Consider the following 14,865-nt stretch of genomic DNA (forward strand, 5'->3'; position numbering starts at 1 on the left):
GGGTTAGGGGTGGGTCCACAACTGGCGTACTCACTGCCAACTTATCCCGCCCTAGGGGACCCTTGTCTTGGTAGGCATTCCCTAGCGCCGTACGACGACGTGGGATCCTACCGCTCCCAAGCGGGGATCTACTTCAGGCTTTGATACTGATGCTAAACACATACATTGACTGAGACTGTGGCTATGCTGCAATCCAAAATTAGAGTTGTGTTTTAACTCCTGTGTTTTAACTCCTAATATCTCAAGTCCAAGGGTATAGTCCAAGGGGCTATCGCAATTCGCATCCAGCCTCCACTATCCTCAACGACTGCGGTCTTTAATAAACAAATCTTTTTATCTCCCGTCAGAGCTTAACGGTGGAGCGTTACGGTTACCTGCTAACTTAATGCACTCTTTACAGAGTATTCTTACGAGCCTTCTATGGGAGAACGCTCAGTGGTTATAGAATATCGCCGTGACCGGTATGGCTAAGGAGAGAAAACAGATTGCAGGTTGAGAACTATCTATGCTGACACTGGAAATGCCGCTGCTTTGGCTAATGGCAGTGACGGAGGCTGCTGACCAGCCGATGACGCTAATTCGAGCGGTCGTGATCGGGATTGTGCAGGGGCTGACTGAATTTTTGCCAATTAGCAGTACGGCTCATGTCAAGGTAGTGCCTGTTGTACTTGGCTGGGGTGATCCGGGGGTTTCATTTACGGCGGTTATTCAACTGGGCAGCGTGGCTGCAATCCTTTGGTACTTTTGGGACGATCTGTCGACGGTGACGATGAATTTTCTCAAGGCGCTAATAGCAAAGCGTTTTAGATCGCCTGAGTTTCGCTTGGGTCTGGGCATTTTGCTAGGGACGCTGCCGATCGTGGTGGTGGGTATGTATCTGAAGCTATTTGTTCCTGGCTATGAAGATTCAGCTGTTCGTTCTACATCAGCGATCGCACTGACCTCGATTGTGATGGCTATTTTGCTGGCGATCGCAGAGGTTATTGGCCGGCGGCAGCGCGATTTTGGCAAGTTGGGGCTCTCCGATGGTCTGCTGGTGGGGATCGCTCAAGCCTTTGCATTAGTGCCGGGGGCTTCTCGCTCAGGGTCTACGCTGACAGCCGGGCTGTTCATCGGCCTGAAGCGAGAAACGGCAGCTAGATTTTCCTTTTTGCTGGGGATGCCAGCGATTCTGCTTTCTGGGCTAGTGTCTATTACTGATGTGGTCGGCGCTGATAGTGCTGTGGCGCTTGTGCCTTTGCTAGGGGGGCTAGCGGCGGCAGTGGTGTCGTCTTATCTGGCGATCGCCTGGCTGATTGATTTTCTGAAAAAACACAGTACTTGGGTCTTCGTCTGGTATCGTCTGGCCTTTGGAGCGGTAATTTTGATTGCGATCGCGCTTGGAAGATTAGAAAATATATAGCTCAAACTGTATACACTGGCACTAGTACTTTGGGGATGGTCATCTCGACACTGTTTGCCCCGGACACGGTTTACTCCCAATACTATTGCCGCCTCATCTGCCCGTGATCGCCTATGAAAACCACCGCCATCTCCCCTGCTAAAGTCACCAGTGTGGTCTCAGGCTCGATTGCCGAAGAGATTGGCTTTGAAGCGGGCGATCGGCTGGTGTCTGTCAACGGACAGCGGCCTAGAGACTTGATCGACTACCGATTTTTGTGCGCCGATGAAGTTTTAGATCTAGAGGTGCTAGATGCTAAGGGCGTCTCGCATCAGATAGAAATTGAGAAGGATTTTGACGAGGAGCTAGGCTTAGAGTTTGAGACAGCGCTGTTCGATGGGCTAATTCAGTGCGTTAATCGCTGCCCGTTTTGCTTTATCGATCAGCAGCCACCTGGCAAAAGAGAAACGCTTTATCTAAAAGACGATGACTATCGGCTGAGCTTTTTGTACGGCAGCTATCTAACGCTAACTAATATTCCGCCTGCCGAGTGGGATCGGATTGCTCAGCTACGCCTGTCTCCTCTGTATGTTTCGGTCCATGCCACTGAACCGGATGTGCGATCACGACTGCTCAAAAATGACCGGGCTGCTCAAATCTTGGATCACCTTCGCTGGTTTCAGTCGCATCGACTGCAAATTCATGCTCAAGTCGTCGTCTGCCCAGGGATCAACGACGGGCCTCATCTCGAAAGAACCCTTAGAGATCTGGCCACTTTCTACACCGGAGAGGTACCTGCGGTCATATCAGCCGCCGTCGTGCCAGTTGGGCTCACTCGCTTTCGCCCCGACCAGGACGAACTCGTACCCGTGACGACGGCTAAAGCGCAGGAAGTGATCGATCAAGTCACTGCTATTCAGGCCGATTTTCAAGCAGAGCTAGGGACGACGTTTGCTTGGCTAGCCGATGAATGGTTTTTGATTGGGCGGCGATCGCTACCTCCTGAAGGGCACTACGAGTCTTATCCCCAAATTGGTAACGGGGTGGGCTCTATTCGACTGTTTCTTAAAGAGTTTGAACAGCTTGCTCAAGATTTACCGGAAAAGGTAGCTACGCCACGTACGGTTACATGGGTGGTCGGTAATGCCGTTGAGCATGCCTTTGCTCCCTTGGTTAGCCGTTTGAACCAGGTAGAAGGCTTGACAGTGAATATGGTGGCTATCAATAGTGATTATTGGGGGCAAGAAATCACCGTCACCGGGCTACTGACCGGACAGGATGTCGCTCAGCATCTGCGGGATAGAGAGCTAGGCGACAAGGTTTTGCTTCCGGCTGTGATGCTCAAACAGGGCGATAGCCGCCGCCCAGAAGATACTCACTTCCTTGACGATATGTCTCTGCTGGACCTGGAAAATGAACTAAACTGTTCAGTATCATCCGTCACCGGACTATCAGAATTCATCGGTACTTGCTGCGGGTCTACTTTTAGCCCGAGGCCTTTGAGTACCGTACGTCTTTGAGTACCACACGCCTTTGAGTACCACACGTCTTTGAGTACCACACGCCTTTGAGTAAGGTAGTCATGTCAGCTAAGCTTAACCAGGTCATCGATCCAACTCATTGAACCAGTCAGTTTTATGCGCTATCTCCAATCAGCTGCATTCTTTTTGCTAGCAGCCAGTAGTTCGATGTCTCTTCTGCCAAAAGCTGCTGTGGCGGCCTCAGAAGACATTCCTACAGATACCGACTCTCAATTGGAACAACAGATTGAGTCTTTGCACCAAGTACCAGAGCACCAGACATCAGAGTACCTAGCACCAGAGCCGAGTGGCTTATCCCCTCTACCGGCCCCTCTGCCGGATTTGCTGATGGCTGGCGAGCCCATGTTCAGCCCTGAGACAATTGCCAGCTCAGACGTTGCTTCGTCAGATTTTTTGCAGCTGCGCGATCGCCTGCTAGGCGCATCACCCCAACCTCTCCCGATAGAAATCCGCAACCGACGACAGGCCACAGAGCCAGTGCTTGCTGTTCAAGCGAGCCTAACCCAATCTGAAGTGAGACCTGAGCTGGAAACCAAGTCAACAGTCAAACTAGACGTTAGGCAAGCTCACCCGAACTTTTCAGTAAACCTGGCTCAAGCAGCCACACCTGAAACAGAAGCTGACGAAGACCGCAACCGCCTGCCTAGCCTAGATGCACCAGATGCTGAACCCGTTCTTCCCGCAGAGTCTATCCCAGCAGCACCTCCAGAGACGCCAGATTCTGAGACAGAGACACCTTCAGAAATATTGGATTCAGAGAGTCTAGATTCAGAGCTTGGCACACCTGCCGAGGACATCCCAGAGGGCTCAGTGCGTGAAATTGACGCAGTCCCAGACAGCCTAACCGCTGATCCCAATCCACTGACTTTTCCCACTACGACAGAAGAAGTCTCGATTGAAGAAACGCAGCTCATTACCTTAGAGCAGGCCGTAGACTTGGCCTACCGCAACAACCAGTCACTACAGGCCGCTCTGCTGAGCTTAGAGCAGGCCACCGCCGCTGTTAGAGAGGCAAAGGCGGCTCTTTTTCCCAACTTGGACATAACGGCCAACGCCACCACTTCAGAGAGTAGCCGCGTAGATGCTTTTGGAGAGTCGAGCGGCGTAGACACATCAGTTAGCGGTTTGACTGAACTCAACTACGATATTTTTACCGGCGGTGCGCGCCGTGCCGGTATCCGAGCCGCAGAGCTGCAAGAGGAAATTAGTACGCTCGCTGTAGAAGTTCAGCAAGAAGAAATCCGGCTGACGACTGCTAATGCCTACTACGACCTGCAAGACGCGGGCGAACAAATTCGGATTAACCAGTCTTTCTTAGAAGAGGCCGCCCGTAACCTACGCGATTCTAGGCTTAGGCAAGAGGTTGGCGTTGGTACTCGGTTCGATGTTTTGCGGGCCGAAGTTCAGTTCGCGAATGCTCGTCAGTCAGTGATTCAGTCTCAAAGTCAAGAACGGATAAACCGCCGAGCCATTGCTCAACTGCTCAACCTGCCACCGACTGTCAGCATTACAGCCACGCCAGTTGCCGTGGCAGAAAACTGGCCCTTGGACTTAGAAGAGAGCATTGTGCTGGCTTTCCAAAATCGCGCCGAACTAGAGCAGCAGCTATACCAAGCCGATCTGAATGACGAACAGCGAAAAATTGCCCTAGCAGCGATTCGACCTACCGTTCAGCTATTTGTCAACTACAATGCACAGACTTTCATCAACGACAACGACGGTATCTCAGACGACTATGCTTTTGGGGCTCGCTTTCGCTGGACGCCCTTCGACGGTGGAGCCGCACGCGCTAGCGCCAGACAGCAGGAGATTGCTAGCCAGATTGCTGAAGAGCAGTTTAGCTCGGACCTAGATCAGGTTCGATTTGATGTAGAACAGGCATTTTTCAATCTGCAGGCTAACCAAGAGAATATTGCGACTTCTGAGATTGCTGTTGCCCAGGCGGAGGAGGCTCTAGAGTTGGCCAATCTGCGGCTACAAGCTGGCGTGGGGACTCAGCTAGATGTCTTGAGCGCTCAGAGCGAGCTGACCGAGGCAGAAGCCAACAATGTGGCGGCGATCTTGGGCTACAACCGCGCTTTGGTGGCGATAGAACGCGCAATTAGTAATGTTAGCGCTCTCTAGCTCGACGTTTCGTTAATCTATGGCCTAGATATATGGCCTAGATATCGGTGAACACTTTTTCGCGACAGAGTCGATCGATGACTTGTTCTGCTGTGAGTAATCTTTTGAGGACGACTTGACCGATCGCAGGTGCTGCGATCGCCTTAGGCCGCACTTCGATCATCAGAATCGATTCTTCTACCTGATAGAGTCGCAGATTTTCACCGTCTTCTTGGATGTAGAGTGACTGACGACTGACATAGGGTTTTCGCTTCCAGGCGATCTCATTCCACAGGCCGCCAAATTCCCAGACTCTACCAGTCGTCCAGCTTTCAGAAAGAAAAAAGTATTTCACAGCGTCTCATTAAAAGTGATCATCGATTTCGGTTCATTTCGAGGTCCCGCTCAAAGTTGTGCTCCAAAATCGCGCGGGTTCATTATGACGGGAAAGCCTCAACCTTTGTCAAAAAAATCGCTGAACACTTTTGTGTCCAACGCAGGCGTCTAGTCAATATTGACGAAGTTTATTTTTTCGCTTTGATTTTCCCGGATGGATGACTTACTCACGGAAGTAATAGGTGGTAGATGCACCCTGACAACGCTTTAAGATTTCATCCTGACGGATGGGTCTTAAGCGTTTTTTTCTGCTTTGTTTTTTTGCCTTATAGAAAGATCTGTCGTGATAGGCTAGCCGCAAGCATTTGATAGGAAGTGGCAGCGATGGCTATGCAGGTAGGCTTAGTTTTTGGGGGACGCTCGGGCGAACATGAGGTTTCGATTTGCTCGGCAGGTGCGATCGCTCAGGCCCTATCTGAAGGCGACAATCAAGCCAAATATACCGTCGTCCCAATCTTGATCCACAAAGACGGCAGTTGGGAAAGCGGTGAAACGGCAAACCAAGTGTTAGCATCTGGTCGTCCCGCCGCAGAAGATGATGGCTCTATCGGTGAATTGCCGCCTGCCGCTAAGCCAATCAAGCGGCTGCCCAATCTTTCTAAGCTAGAGACCATCGACATCTGGTTTCCGGTCATTCACGGCCCGAACGGAGAAGACGGTACGCTTCAAGGCTTATTTGAAGTGCTAGAAGTGCCTTATGTCGGCTGTGGTGTGCTGGGCTCATCACTCGGTATGGATAAACTTGCCTCTAAAAGCGCCTTTACCCAGGCGGGCTTGCCCCAGGTGAGCTATCGCGGCGTTTCGCGCGCGGAGATCTATTCCAATCCCTGTATCTTCCCCAAGCTGTGCGATGGGCTAGAAGAAGATCTTGGCTATCCCTGCTTTGTTAAACCCGCAAACCTCGGTTCTTCTGTTGGCATCTCCAAAGCGACAACTCGACAGGAGCTAGAAGCCGCTTTGGACCTGGCCGCTAGCTACGATCGGCGCGTCATTGTAGAAGCTGGCGTCGTTGCCCGCGAGGTGGAGTGCTCGATTCTAGGTAATGACAATCCTAAAGCCTCAGTGTTAGGGGAAACTCGATTTAGTACAGACTTTTATGATTATGAGTCGAAGTACGCAGAGGGTGGGGCGGAGCTGTTGGTTCCTGCGCCTGTATCGGATCAGGTGCGTGATCGCATCCAAGAAATGGCTATCACCGCCTTTCAAGCGATCGACGGCTCCGGCATCGCCCGCGTCGATTTCTTTTACCTCGAAGCGACAGACGAAATCCTCATCAACGAAATCAACACCATGCCTGGATTCACTGCGACTAGCATGTACCCCATGATGTGGGAAGCTTCTGGCATCACGTTTCCCGATCTAGTAGACAAGCTAATTCAGCTAGGTTTAGAAAGAGCAGCTTAGATAAGGTGGCGAGCCGACCTAGATAGAATGAAGCAGAATGGCAATATGTAGTTTACTTCAATGCTTCCATGCTTAAGCTTAGATCTCTCTACAATACTGATTTTCATCTTTGGGTCGCCAACCAAGTTGCAGCGCTCAAAGCACAGCGATTAGAAGACCTGGATCTATCTAATTTGATAGAGGAGATAGAAGATTTGGCAAGGCGGGACAAGAAAGCCCTTCGTAGCTACTTGAAAGTACTGCTCATGCATCTGTTGAAATGGCAATATCAGCCCGACAAACGATCCAATAGCTGGAAGGCGTCTATATCGAATGCCAGAATCGAGATTGAAGATATCTTGTCAGATAGCCCTAGTCTTAAAAGCTACTTACCCACTGTAGTTGCCAAATCCTATGCAAATGCCAGAACGCTAGCCGCTGCTGAAACAGGTCTGACAGTCGAGACATTTCCAGCAGATTGCCCCTACATTTTGAAGAAAGCCCTAGATCTCGATTTTCTACCTTGACTCTACAGTTATCTTTTGTCCGAATAAAAGGGGTTACAATTCGCTACTAGCCCGCTAACTTGGATTTCACAATTGATTGAACTTTGCCACCGTCGGCCTGCCCTTTCAGTTTTTGCATGACGGGGCCCATTACTTTGCCCATATCGCGTGGGCTCGTAGCACCTACTTGAGCGATGACTTCGTCAACAGCGGCTTCGATATCAGCATCAGATAGCTGAGCGGGTAAGTATTCTTCTAGTATTTCTAGTTCTTTGGCCTCTTTGTCGGCTAGCTCTTCGCGGCCTGCGTCAGTGAACTGTTTAATAGAATCGCGGCGCTGTTTGGCAAGCTGCATGACAACCGCAAGTTCTTCTTCTTCCGTTAGTTCGTCTCGGCCTTTGCCCCGGATTTCGCTCTCTTTTTCAAGAATGACTTTTTTGATGCCGCGCACGGTCTCAAGCCGCAGCTTGTCTTTTGCTTTCATCGCCGTTTTGATTTCTTCGGAAATGCGATCTTTTAGGCTCATGATCTATCTGTACTAGTGAGTCTGTGACTATAAATGACGAAAGGCTCGCGGTTTGCAAGCCTTTCTAATTCAGAGCGAATGAGTAAAACTTGACGGTTAGTCAGCGTTTAATATTCAGGGACAGAAGGGTCGACTTCTCGGCTCCAGGCCAGAATGCCACCTTTGACGTTGGTCCCTTCGATCCCAGCTTCTTTTAGAATGGTCAGCGCTTTGGCAGAGCGGCCTCCCATCTTGCAATGGGCGACTAGCTTGTGGCCGTTGAGCATGCCCTGAAGCTTGAGCACGCCATCGCCGTTCTCAATTTCACCTAAGGGAATCAGCGTAGAGCCAGGGATATGAGCAATTTCGTACTCGTTAGGATTGCGAACGTCTAGGAGGAAGTAGTCATCTGAGCCGCTGTCGATCAGGGCTTTGAGGTCCGTGGCAGACATTTCTGACATTTTTGACATTTTCTTCGCTTCTGCTGCTGCTGCTTGGGGGATACCACAAAACTGGTCGTAGTCGATCAGCTTATCAATGACGGCGCGGTGCTCTTCGGGTGGTTTACGGAGCTTCAGCTCTCTAAAGCTCATGTCTAGTGAGTTGTAGACCAGCAGTCTGCCGCTAAGGGTGTTGCCTTTGCCAAGGATGATCTTGATGGTTTCGGTGGCTTGAATGATGCCGATCATACCTGGCAAGATTCCTAGTACGCCGCCTTCCGCGCAGGAGGGGACTAGACCCGGTGGGGGTGGCTCGGGGTAGAGATCTCTGTAGTTAGGACCGCCTTCGTAGTTGAAGACGGTGGCCTGGCCTTCAAAGCGGTAGATTGAACCGTAGACGTTGGGTTTGTCTAGTAGAACGCAAGCGTCGTTGACCAGATAGCGGGTCGGAAAGTTATCAGTGCCGTCGACGACGATATCGTAGGGCTCAAAAATTTCTAGGGCGTTGTCAGAAGAGAGCCGAACTTCGTGCAGGTCGACCTGGCAGTGAGGGTTGATTTCGAGAATGCGGCTTTTGGCAGATTCGATCTTGGGCTTGCCCACCCAGGAGGTGCCGTGAATGACCTGGCGCTGGAGGTTGGAATGGTCAACCACGTCGAAATCAACGATGCCGATACGACCGATACCCGCTGCAGCTAAATAGAGCAGCAGCGGAGCACCGAGTCCGCCAGTGCCGACGCAGCAGACGCTGGCGGCTTTGAGCTTCTTTTGGCCTTCGAGGCCAACCTCGGGCAGGATTAGATGGCGTGAGTAGCGTTCGTACTCGTGTTTGGTCAGTTGGATATCATCCAAGTTTGGATTCAGCATAGTGAATGGGTAAAAGGGGCTTGGAGTCTTGGGTTTGAGGTGGCGATCGCGTACACGAATCACCGACCTATGCAGCTGATGGCAGCTGATGAGCGTGAGTATTAACGAGACAAAATGATTTAAGCCGAAATCGGCATTCGATCGGTTGCCGAGGAGGGGGCTATCTGCATGGCTTCTGGCTGGAACTGATGGGCCGAGTCTAGCGCCCAGTTTTGCACATCAACTGCCTTACCGCTCTGAACTGAGACAATTGCGTAGGCATAGTCAGGCCATGCCTGAGCGCGATCGCACTCGGAAGGCACCGCTTCATTGTCTGGATGCGAATGGTAAACCCCAATAATGCCGAGACCTTTACCTCTAGCCCGCTTCTGCACTCTCAAGATATCTACAGGGTCTATCCAATAACGTCGCCGCTTATCGATATGTTCTGAGTGCTTGGCTTTATTGCTTAGTTCACCCTCTAGTTCAGCCTCATCAGAGTCAACAACATCAGACGTCCAACGATTGTCGAGTGCAGCGAGTTCTACAACAGTCTTGTAGGGAACCACCTGAGCAGCGTCAAGGGTGCCGACAATGAGCCCGCAGCACTCTTCGGGATACACCCGTTCGGCATGAGCGCGCATCGCGACTAGCTGCTGGTTAGAAAGGACTAACACCACAAGGCACTGACTCTAAGAATAGAGGCGTGGAAAAATACTTGTTAATTCTAGGCTACTGGGCTACGTATCAACCATGAAATCTTTTAGAAGCTGATCGACGATCTTGTCCATTTCGACCGATCGCGACGCTTTGAAAAGAACGCGATCGCCTGGTTTGAGCTGCGCTTTCAGGCACTGAGCAAGTTCGTTATGATCCTTAAATTGCTGAGCGGGCACTGACTTAGCCCCAACGGCCATCGCCTCAGCCTCATCGGGATCGGCCAAAATTAGCAGCCGATCGAGATTTAGCCTGGCGACAGTTTCGCCGATCGCTCTGTGTAGGTCAACCGACTGCGCGCCCAGCTCTTTCATGGTGCCAAGGACGGCAATATGCCGACTGCCGGGCTGGTCTGCTAATAGCTGTAAGGCCGCGATCATGGCTTCGGTGCCAGCATTGTAGGTTTCATCGAGTAAAAGAATATCGTTGGGAAGTGAGTGCCTTTGGGAGCGGCCAGCAGGCATCGAGACGCTAAAGCCTTGCGAGAGCTGCCGCCAATCGAGATTGAGCGCCTTGAGCGTGGCGATCGCACCCAGTAAGTTCAGCGCATTGTGTCGGCCCTGCAGCGGCATCGGAATCTTGAGGCCATCGATGATGATATCGCTGCCCACTATCTGACCTTGCACGTCGCCGCCTTCGAGTCCGTAAGTGATTTGTGCCCCCGACCAAAATTTAGCGGCAGTCGCCATCAGCCGCGCATCGTCATGATTAAGGACGGCGGTGCCATCGGTCGGTAATTCTCTTAGCAGTTCGCATTTAGCTTGGGCGATCGCCTCTCTTGATCCCAACCTGCCAATATGGGCCGTTCCAACATTGGTAATCAGCGCCACCGTCGGTCTAGCAATCTGAGTCAATAGCGCAATTTCTTCGAGGCCGCGCATTCCCATTTCAATAACGGCATAGTCGTGCTCACTCGTTAGCTCCAGCAGCGTTTTCGGTACGCCAATTTCATTGTTGTAGTTGGCCTGGGTCTTAAGAACGGTGCCGAACTGAGAGAGCGCCGCTGCGACCAGTTCTTTCGTAGTGGTTTTACCGACCGATCCGGTGATGGCGACTACGGGCGGGGCGCACTGCGATCGCCACCACCGGCCCAAAATCTGATAGGCCGAGAGCGTGTCGGTCACTTCTATGCGCGGAAACGAAACGGACTCGGGCAGCATGCCTGGTTGGACAATGGCTGCGATCGCGCCCTTTGCGATCGCCTGACTGGCAAAATCGTGCCCGTCAAAAGTCTCGCCCACTAACGCCACGAATAGTTCGCCAGATTGCACCATCCGCGTATCGGTCGTTACGCCAGTCACCACTTTTTGCGTATCTATGCCGACACAAGCTGCGGGTGCTACCGCCAGCACCTTAGCAATTTCACCGAGAGAAGCCCTGAACCCACCCATATATCTTTTGCTCAACTTGCCTGATAGATGATACCAAGCGCCCGAGCTAGTACCCGATCTAAAAACCGAATAGAACCTAGAGCAGCTAAGTCATTCAGTACTCATCACAGGGACGTAGAAAAATCTTCACCAAGCGCAATTGTTCTTAGAACCGAACATTGAAACTTGATAGGTTCACAAATGGCGCGGGCAAAATTAGCCTGCAAGGAACATCACGAAAAAACTTGATGCCAAGGTCTACCTCATCCGCTGAAATCATGATCTCGAATAGCCGTCTTATTTCTAGCAATGCTGCCCTCGGCTTAGCACCACAGCCTAACGACCGAGTGACTGATTCATACAGTAACAGCCTGATGGACGATCTCTTTGGCGACGTCGATCGAGTTTTAGAGGGCGATCTAGATGACTGTGAGGCCAAATCCAATCCTCACTTTGATCCTGCCGCATCTACAGTCCGCACCGTTCAACTACCTTCTCATATCTCACCTCGAAGCGCTGCAGATCTTTACCAGGCGGCAATGGCGGCTGATCGTACTACCAGTTCCTTGCCACCGACTTCCTCAAAACCTGGTTTATCAACGCCTGTTTCCTCTCTTACGGGTGATAAGTCAGCAGAGCCTCAATCCGCGTATCAAGCTGGCGGTCGGCCAGTCACCACTGCTCATCAGCTGGGGCAGTCGCTGGCGGGTAATCTGCAGAGCAGCGTAATTCAATCGCCCATCTATTCATCCGCTGGTAGTTCTTCGAATCAGGGTGCCAGCACAGATAGTATTGAGATCGAACCGCCGGTTCAATCCGTTTCAAACTCTCTCTATCCGCCCGCTGCCGATCTAGAGCTTTCTTCTTCAGAGACTTCACCTCGACCTTTGCAAACTATCTTTGAACCCAAGCGCTGGCGGGTGTCTCTAGCCTTTTTGGTGCTGGGTGCGTCGGGCGTGGCTCTCGTCGGTGCGCTAGGACTTTGGACCGCTAGGGCGACATCTAATGAAGTGCTGCCGGTCAACTCAGATGCTGCCAATCCCGCTGCTACCTCGGATGCAGATTTCCTGGCTTATTTGCAAAATGCGCTAGAAACTATCAGTGCTAGTCAGCGCGTAGGAGCTCAGACAGTCGCTGTCATGCCAGTGGCTGCTCCGACTGGGCTGCCGACCATACCCACAGCAACTGCTGCTGATGTTGCTAGCGCTTTGCCAAAGCTACCCGGTGTAGCCACTCAAACGCCTAATACGCCTAATATTATCGAGCGTGTTTTTGTGCCGATCTATCAAAATGGTCGCTCGCAGAACGGTTCATCTGCAAACTCTACGCCTGGGAGAGCAACGGCTGCTTTGCCACCAATTGCGCTAGCTTCTGCTAACAGTACCCGGCGACGCCCCACGGTACCCGTGCCAGGTTCTACGGCTGCCTTACCCTCGACCGCGCCCGCTACTGGAATCTCTTCTATTCCGGTCGTGCCTGCTGGTAGCGGTTCTCTTCCTTCTCCTGGCGTGGATCTAGCGGCAGGCTCTGCTGTCGGCTCGATGTCCGGGCTGACCGACGTGACCCCCGCTTCTGAACTGGTGCTGGTAGGGGTGCTAAATTTGGGCGATCGCTCGGCAGCGCTATTTGATATTGATGGCAGTTCGCAGCGGGCCTATGTGGGCGATCGCATCGGTCTATCTAACTGGACACTGGCCAGTGTGAATGGTCAAGACGTTGTGATTCGGCGCAACGATGAAGTGCGCTCAGTTTATATTGGTCAAAGGTTCTAATTTCTGACTGGCCAATCCTATGAGCTTATTCGACGATCTCAGTCGCTTTCTAGAAACGCGGCTAGACGAATTCTTGCGAGCCAATCCCCATCTAGAGCTACGGGCGCTAGAAGATCAGCTACGCGGCCAAGAAGAAGATGCGCTCAGGCTATTAGGCAATCTGAAGCGGCGTGAAAAAGAATTAGAAAGCAACATTCTAGAGACCGCGCAAGATATTCAGCAGTGGCACAAGCGTATAGAAAAGGCAAAAGCTGCTAATCGCCAGGATCTAGTCGGCCCGGCCCAAGAGCGAGAAGCCGCCCTATTACGAAAGGGCAATCATCTATGGGGCCAGATGAAAAGCGTCAAAGAGCGTATTACCCAAACGACAGAACTGCGTCAGCGAGTGAGCAACAAACGCCAAGAAGTGAAAACAAAGATTGCTCAGGCTGCGGCACAAAGAGCAGCGCAACAGGCGGCGCAAACTGCCACCGACACAGACTGGGGCACAGCAGGCTGGAATCAAACCACCTACAGCGGCGCTCAAGCCTTCGATCCTTTAGATGAAACCTTTCGTCAGTGGGAAGCCGAAGAAGATCTCAATGAGCTGAAACGCCAGATGGGATCGTAAGAGAAGTTAGAAGTAGGAATGATGAACGATGAATTTAAAGCGGCAAGATTCTAAAATCTTTGGGTTCTCTCCTCTTGCTTTCATTCATCATTCATCGTTCATCATTCATCATTCATCATTCATCATTCACCCTTTCTTCCCCTACTGCCAGTCACCAGAAGCGACTTCGACAGGTTGGCCTGATGCAGTTACAACCGTCAGCGGTAGTGTCTCTAAGCTATCTGCTCGCTCGAATTGGACTACCTGCATACCCACTGAGACGGGTGCTACGGTCATTACGTAGCGGCTACCGTCCCACTGCAAACTAGTGATTTGCTGGTTGAGCAGCCAGGCTTCGGCGCGATCGCCTACATTAATCGCCTCCGTCAATTCCAGCTCATAGCAGCTCTCCAGCTCATCTTCTATGGTCCACAGCCCAGACAGGTTAATAGGCTCCATTCGAGCGCTCAGGCCGTAAGTCGTAAAGCTAATGATCTGGCGATCCCAGAACTGACTAGACGCCATCTTTAACGAGTTTTCCGGCTCATTGCCGCTGAGGGCTTCGGCATATCGAGCATCTTGACCAAGCCGCTTTGCCTGCTCGCTCTCGCTAGGTCTTTGCCAGCTGTCAACTGCGGCGCACACCTCAAATTCTATGACTTCAGAGTTTGTTGCTAAATCCGTAGGGTTGGGCTCGCCGGATACCTCAGCTGTGTTTGCCTGAGCGAGACTGTCATTGGTGAGTAAAGTGCTGACTATAGGCGAATCAGTGCAGCCGACGGCGATGAAGGTCGCTGCGATCGCCAACCCTATCTGTTTGATCTGACTAGTTTTCTCTTTTTTCATATGTACTGATTGCACCACCGCTAAATTATCTTTTGTTCTGTATGTCGTTTTTGCTATCTACGTCTCGCTGGCTCAACCGCTAGCCCAACTACAGCAGTAATGTATTGAATAAACTCAATAGAATAGGCAAAATTCAGCCCTTGCGGATAGGCAGAGGGCTAGAAAAGAAAGAACCCTTCCCTTCGTTCTACTCTGCTAATGACTTTGCTCTGGAGGGTACAAAGCCGTGTGACAATCTATACATTCAGCAGCAGCCAACAGACTAACTGCTGAAACGACGATTCACCGTTTATCTCTATCTATCACAGCTCAAAGCGATTGCCTCAAATTCAGACCTCGTGTGAGATTCAGACGATTGAAGACAGGCTCGCGTGCTTGACGAGAGTATTATGCACGAAGAATTTCAGCAGGGCATCTTACTGTAGGCCAGTTTATAGAAAACGTAACAACTGACTTTGCTCCATGAAGCC

General features: G+C 51.4%; 13 protein-coding genes. 7 read left to right on the plus strand and 6 right to left on the minus strand.

Features of this window, described 5'->3' with window-relative positions; genetic code table 11:
- Positions 1 to 505: 505 nt before the first annotated feature.
- The 3 genes from IQ256_RS15790 to IQ256_RS15800 all read left to right on the plus strand — a co-directional run bounded on the left by IQ256_RS15790 (position 506) and on the right by IQ256_RS15800 (position 5,046).
- Complete coding sequence (locus IQ256_RS15790; protein ID WP_304952606.1) at positions 506 to 1,402, plus strand: undecaprenyl-diphosphate phosphatase; 897 nt, start codon at positions 506 to 508, stop codon at positions 1,400 to 1,402.
- Positions 1,403 to 1,515: 113 nt separating this feature from the next.
- A complete protein-coding gene (locus IQ256_RS15795) occupies positions 1,516 to 2,901 on the plus strand; it encodes a TIGR03279 family radical SAM protein (RefSeq protein WP_193856510.1) in 1,386 nt (461 codons plus the stop codon).
- A gap of 168 nt (positions 2,902 to 3,069) precedes the next feature.
- Entirely contained in the window at positions 3,070 to 5,046 is a 1,977-nt protein-coding gene (locus tag IQ256_RS15800) for a TolC family protein (RefSeq protein WP_193856511.1), read from the plus strand.
- A gap of 37 nt (positions 5,047 to 5,083) precedes the next feature.
- On the opposite strand, the gene IQ256_RS15805 is transcribed toward IQ256_RS15800, so the two are convergent.
- A complete protein-coding gene (locus tag IQ256_RS15805; RefSeq protein WP_193856512.1) occupies positions 5,084 to 5,380 on the minus strand; it encodes a hypothetical protein in 297 nt (98 codons plus the stop codon).
- A gap of 365 nt (positions 5,381 to 5,745) precedes the next feature.
- Between IQ256_RS15805 and IQ256_RS15810 the strand changes: the two genes are divergently transcribed.
- Both IQ256_RS15810 and IQ256_RS15815 read left to right on the plus strand, forming a co-directional pair.
- A complete protein-coding gene (locus IQ256_RS15810; protein WP_228024937.1) occupies positions 5,746 to 6,825 on the plus strand; it encodes a D-alanine--D-alanine ligase family protein in 1,080 nt (359 codons plus the stop codon).
- Between the two features lie 68 nt (positions 6,826 to 6,893).
- On the plus strand, positions 6,894 to 7,331 hold the full coding sequence (locus tag IQ256_RS15815) for a DUF29 domain-containing protein (RefSeq protein ID WP_193856513.1): 438 nt from the start codon (positions 6,894 to 6,896) through the stop codon (positions 7,329 to 7,331).
- Positions 7,332 to 7,377: 46 nt separating this feature from the next.
- On the opposite strand, the gene IQ256_RS15820 is transcribed toward IQ256_RS15815, so the two are convergent.
- From IQ256_RS15820 to murF, 4 genes are all read right to left on the minus strand, one after another.
- Positions 7,378 to 7,836: a GatB/YqeY domain-containing protein gene (locus IQ256_RS15820; RefSeq protein WP_193856514.1), complete on the minus strand. Its 459-nt coding sequence runs from the start codon at positions 7,834 to 7,836 to the stop codon at positions 7,378 to 7,380.
- A 107-nt stretch (positions 7,837 to 7,943) separates the two neighbouring features.
- Positions 7,944 to 9,122 (minus strand): molybdopterin-synthase adenylyltransferase MoeB, encoded by a 1,179-nt coding sequence (moeB, locus tag IQ256_RS15825; protein WP_193856515.1) that lies wholly within the window; start codon positions 9,120 to 9,122, stop codon positions 7,944 to 7,946.
- A gap of 119 nt (positions 9,123 to 9,241) precedes the next feature.
- Positions 9,242 to 9,781: a M67 family metallopeptidase gene (locus tag IQ256_RS15830; protein WP_193856516.1), complete on the minus strand. Its 540-nt coding sequence runs from the start codon at positions 9,779 to 9,781 to the stop codon at positions 9,242 to 9,244.
- Positions 9,782 to 9,841: 60 nt separating this feature from the next.
- Positions 9,842 to 11,209, minus strand: a complete 1,368-nt coding sequence (gene murF / locus IQ256_RS15835) for a UDP-N-acetylmuramoyl-tripeptide--D-alanyl-D-alanine ligase (protein ID WP_193856517.1) — start codon at positions 11,207 to 11,209, stop codon at positions 9,842 to 9,844.
- A gap of 227 nt (positions 11,210 to 11,436) precedes the next feature.
- On the opposite strand from murF, the gene IQ256_RS15840 reads away from it, so the two are divergent.
- Positions 11,437 to 12,960 (plus strand): hypothetical protein, encoded by a 1,524-nt coding sequence (locus tag IQ256_RS15840; RefSeq protein ID WP_193856518.1) that lies wholly within the window; start codon positions 11,437 to 11,439, stop codon positions 12,958 to 12,960.
- Between the two features lie 19 nt (positions 12,961 to 12,979).
- Positions 12,980 to 13,570, plus strand: coding sequence for a TIGR04376 family protein (locus tag IQ256_RS15845; RefSeq protein WP_193856519.1), 591 nt, complete (start codon positions 12,980 to 12,982; stop codon positions 13,568 to 13,570).
- Between the two features lie 141 nt (positions 13,571 to 13,711).
- Here the strand turns inward: IQ256_RS15845 and IQ256_RS15850 are convergent, their stop codons facing one another.
- Positions 13,712 to 14,395 (minus strand): hypothetical protein, encoded by a 684-nt coding sequence (locus tag IQ256_RS15850; RefSeq protein WP_193856520.1) that lies wholly within the window; start codon positions 14,393 to 14,395, stop codon positions 13,712 to 13,714.
- Positions 14,396 to 14,865 lie beyond the last annotated feature (470 nt).

The sequence above is a fragment of the cf. Phormidesmis sp. LEGE 11477 genome (assembly GCF_015207105.1).
In the GTDB taxonomy this organism is placed as follows: domain Bacteria; phylum Cyanobacteriota; class Cyanobacteriia; order Phormidesmidales; family Phormidesmidaceae; genus Phormidesmis.

Coding starts and splice junctions, on each gene's coding strand:
- IQ256_RS15790 (WP_304952606.1), top strand. CDS start 506: ATGCTGACACTGGAAATGCCGCTGCTTTGGCTAATGGCAGTGACGGAG.
- IQ256_RS15795 (WP_193856510.1), top strand. CDS start 1,516: ATGAAAACCACCGCCATCTCCCCTGCTAAAGTCACCAGTGTGGTCTCA.
- IQ256_RS15800 (WP_193856511.1), top strand. CDS start 3,070: ATGTCTCTTCTGCCAAAAGCTGCTGTGGCGGCCTCAGAAGACATTCCT.
- IQ256_RS15810 (WP_228024937.1), top strand. CDS start 5,746: ATGGCTATGCAGGTAGGCTTAGTTTTTGGGGGACGCTCGGGCGAACAT.
- IQ256_RS15815 (WP_193856513.1), top strand. CDS start 6,894: ATGCTTAAGCTTAGATCTCTCTACAATACTGATTTTCATCTTTGGGTC.
- IQ256_RS15820 (WP_193856514.1), bottom strand. CDS start 7,836: ATGAGCCTAAAAGATCGCATTTCCGAAGAAATCAAAACGGCGATGAAA.
- moeB (WP_193856515.1), bottom strand. CDS start 9,122: ATGCTGAATCCAAACTTGGATGATATCCAACTGACCAAACACGAGTAC.
- murF (WP_193856517.1), bottom strand. CDS start 11,209: ATGGGTGGGTTCAGGGCTTCTCTCGGTGAAATTGCTAAGGTGCTGGCG.
- IQ256_RS15840 (WP_193856518.1), top strand. CDS start 11,437: ATGCCAAGGTCTACCTCATCCGCTGAAATCATGATCTCGAATAGCCGT.
- IQ256_RS15845 (WP_193856519.1), top strand. CDS start 12,980: ATGAGCTTATTCGACGATCTCAGTCGCTTTCTAGAAACGCGGCTAGAC.
- IQ256_RS15850 (WP_193856520.1), bottom strand. CDS start 14,395: ATGAAAAAAGAGAAAACTAGTCAGATCAAACAGATAGGGTTGGCGATC.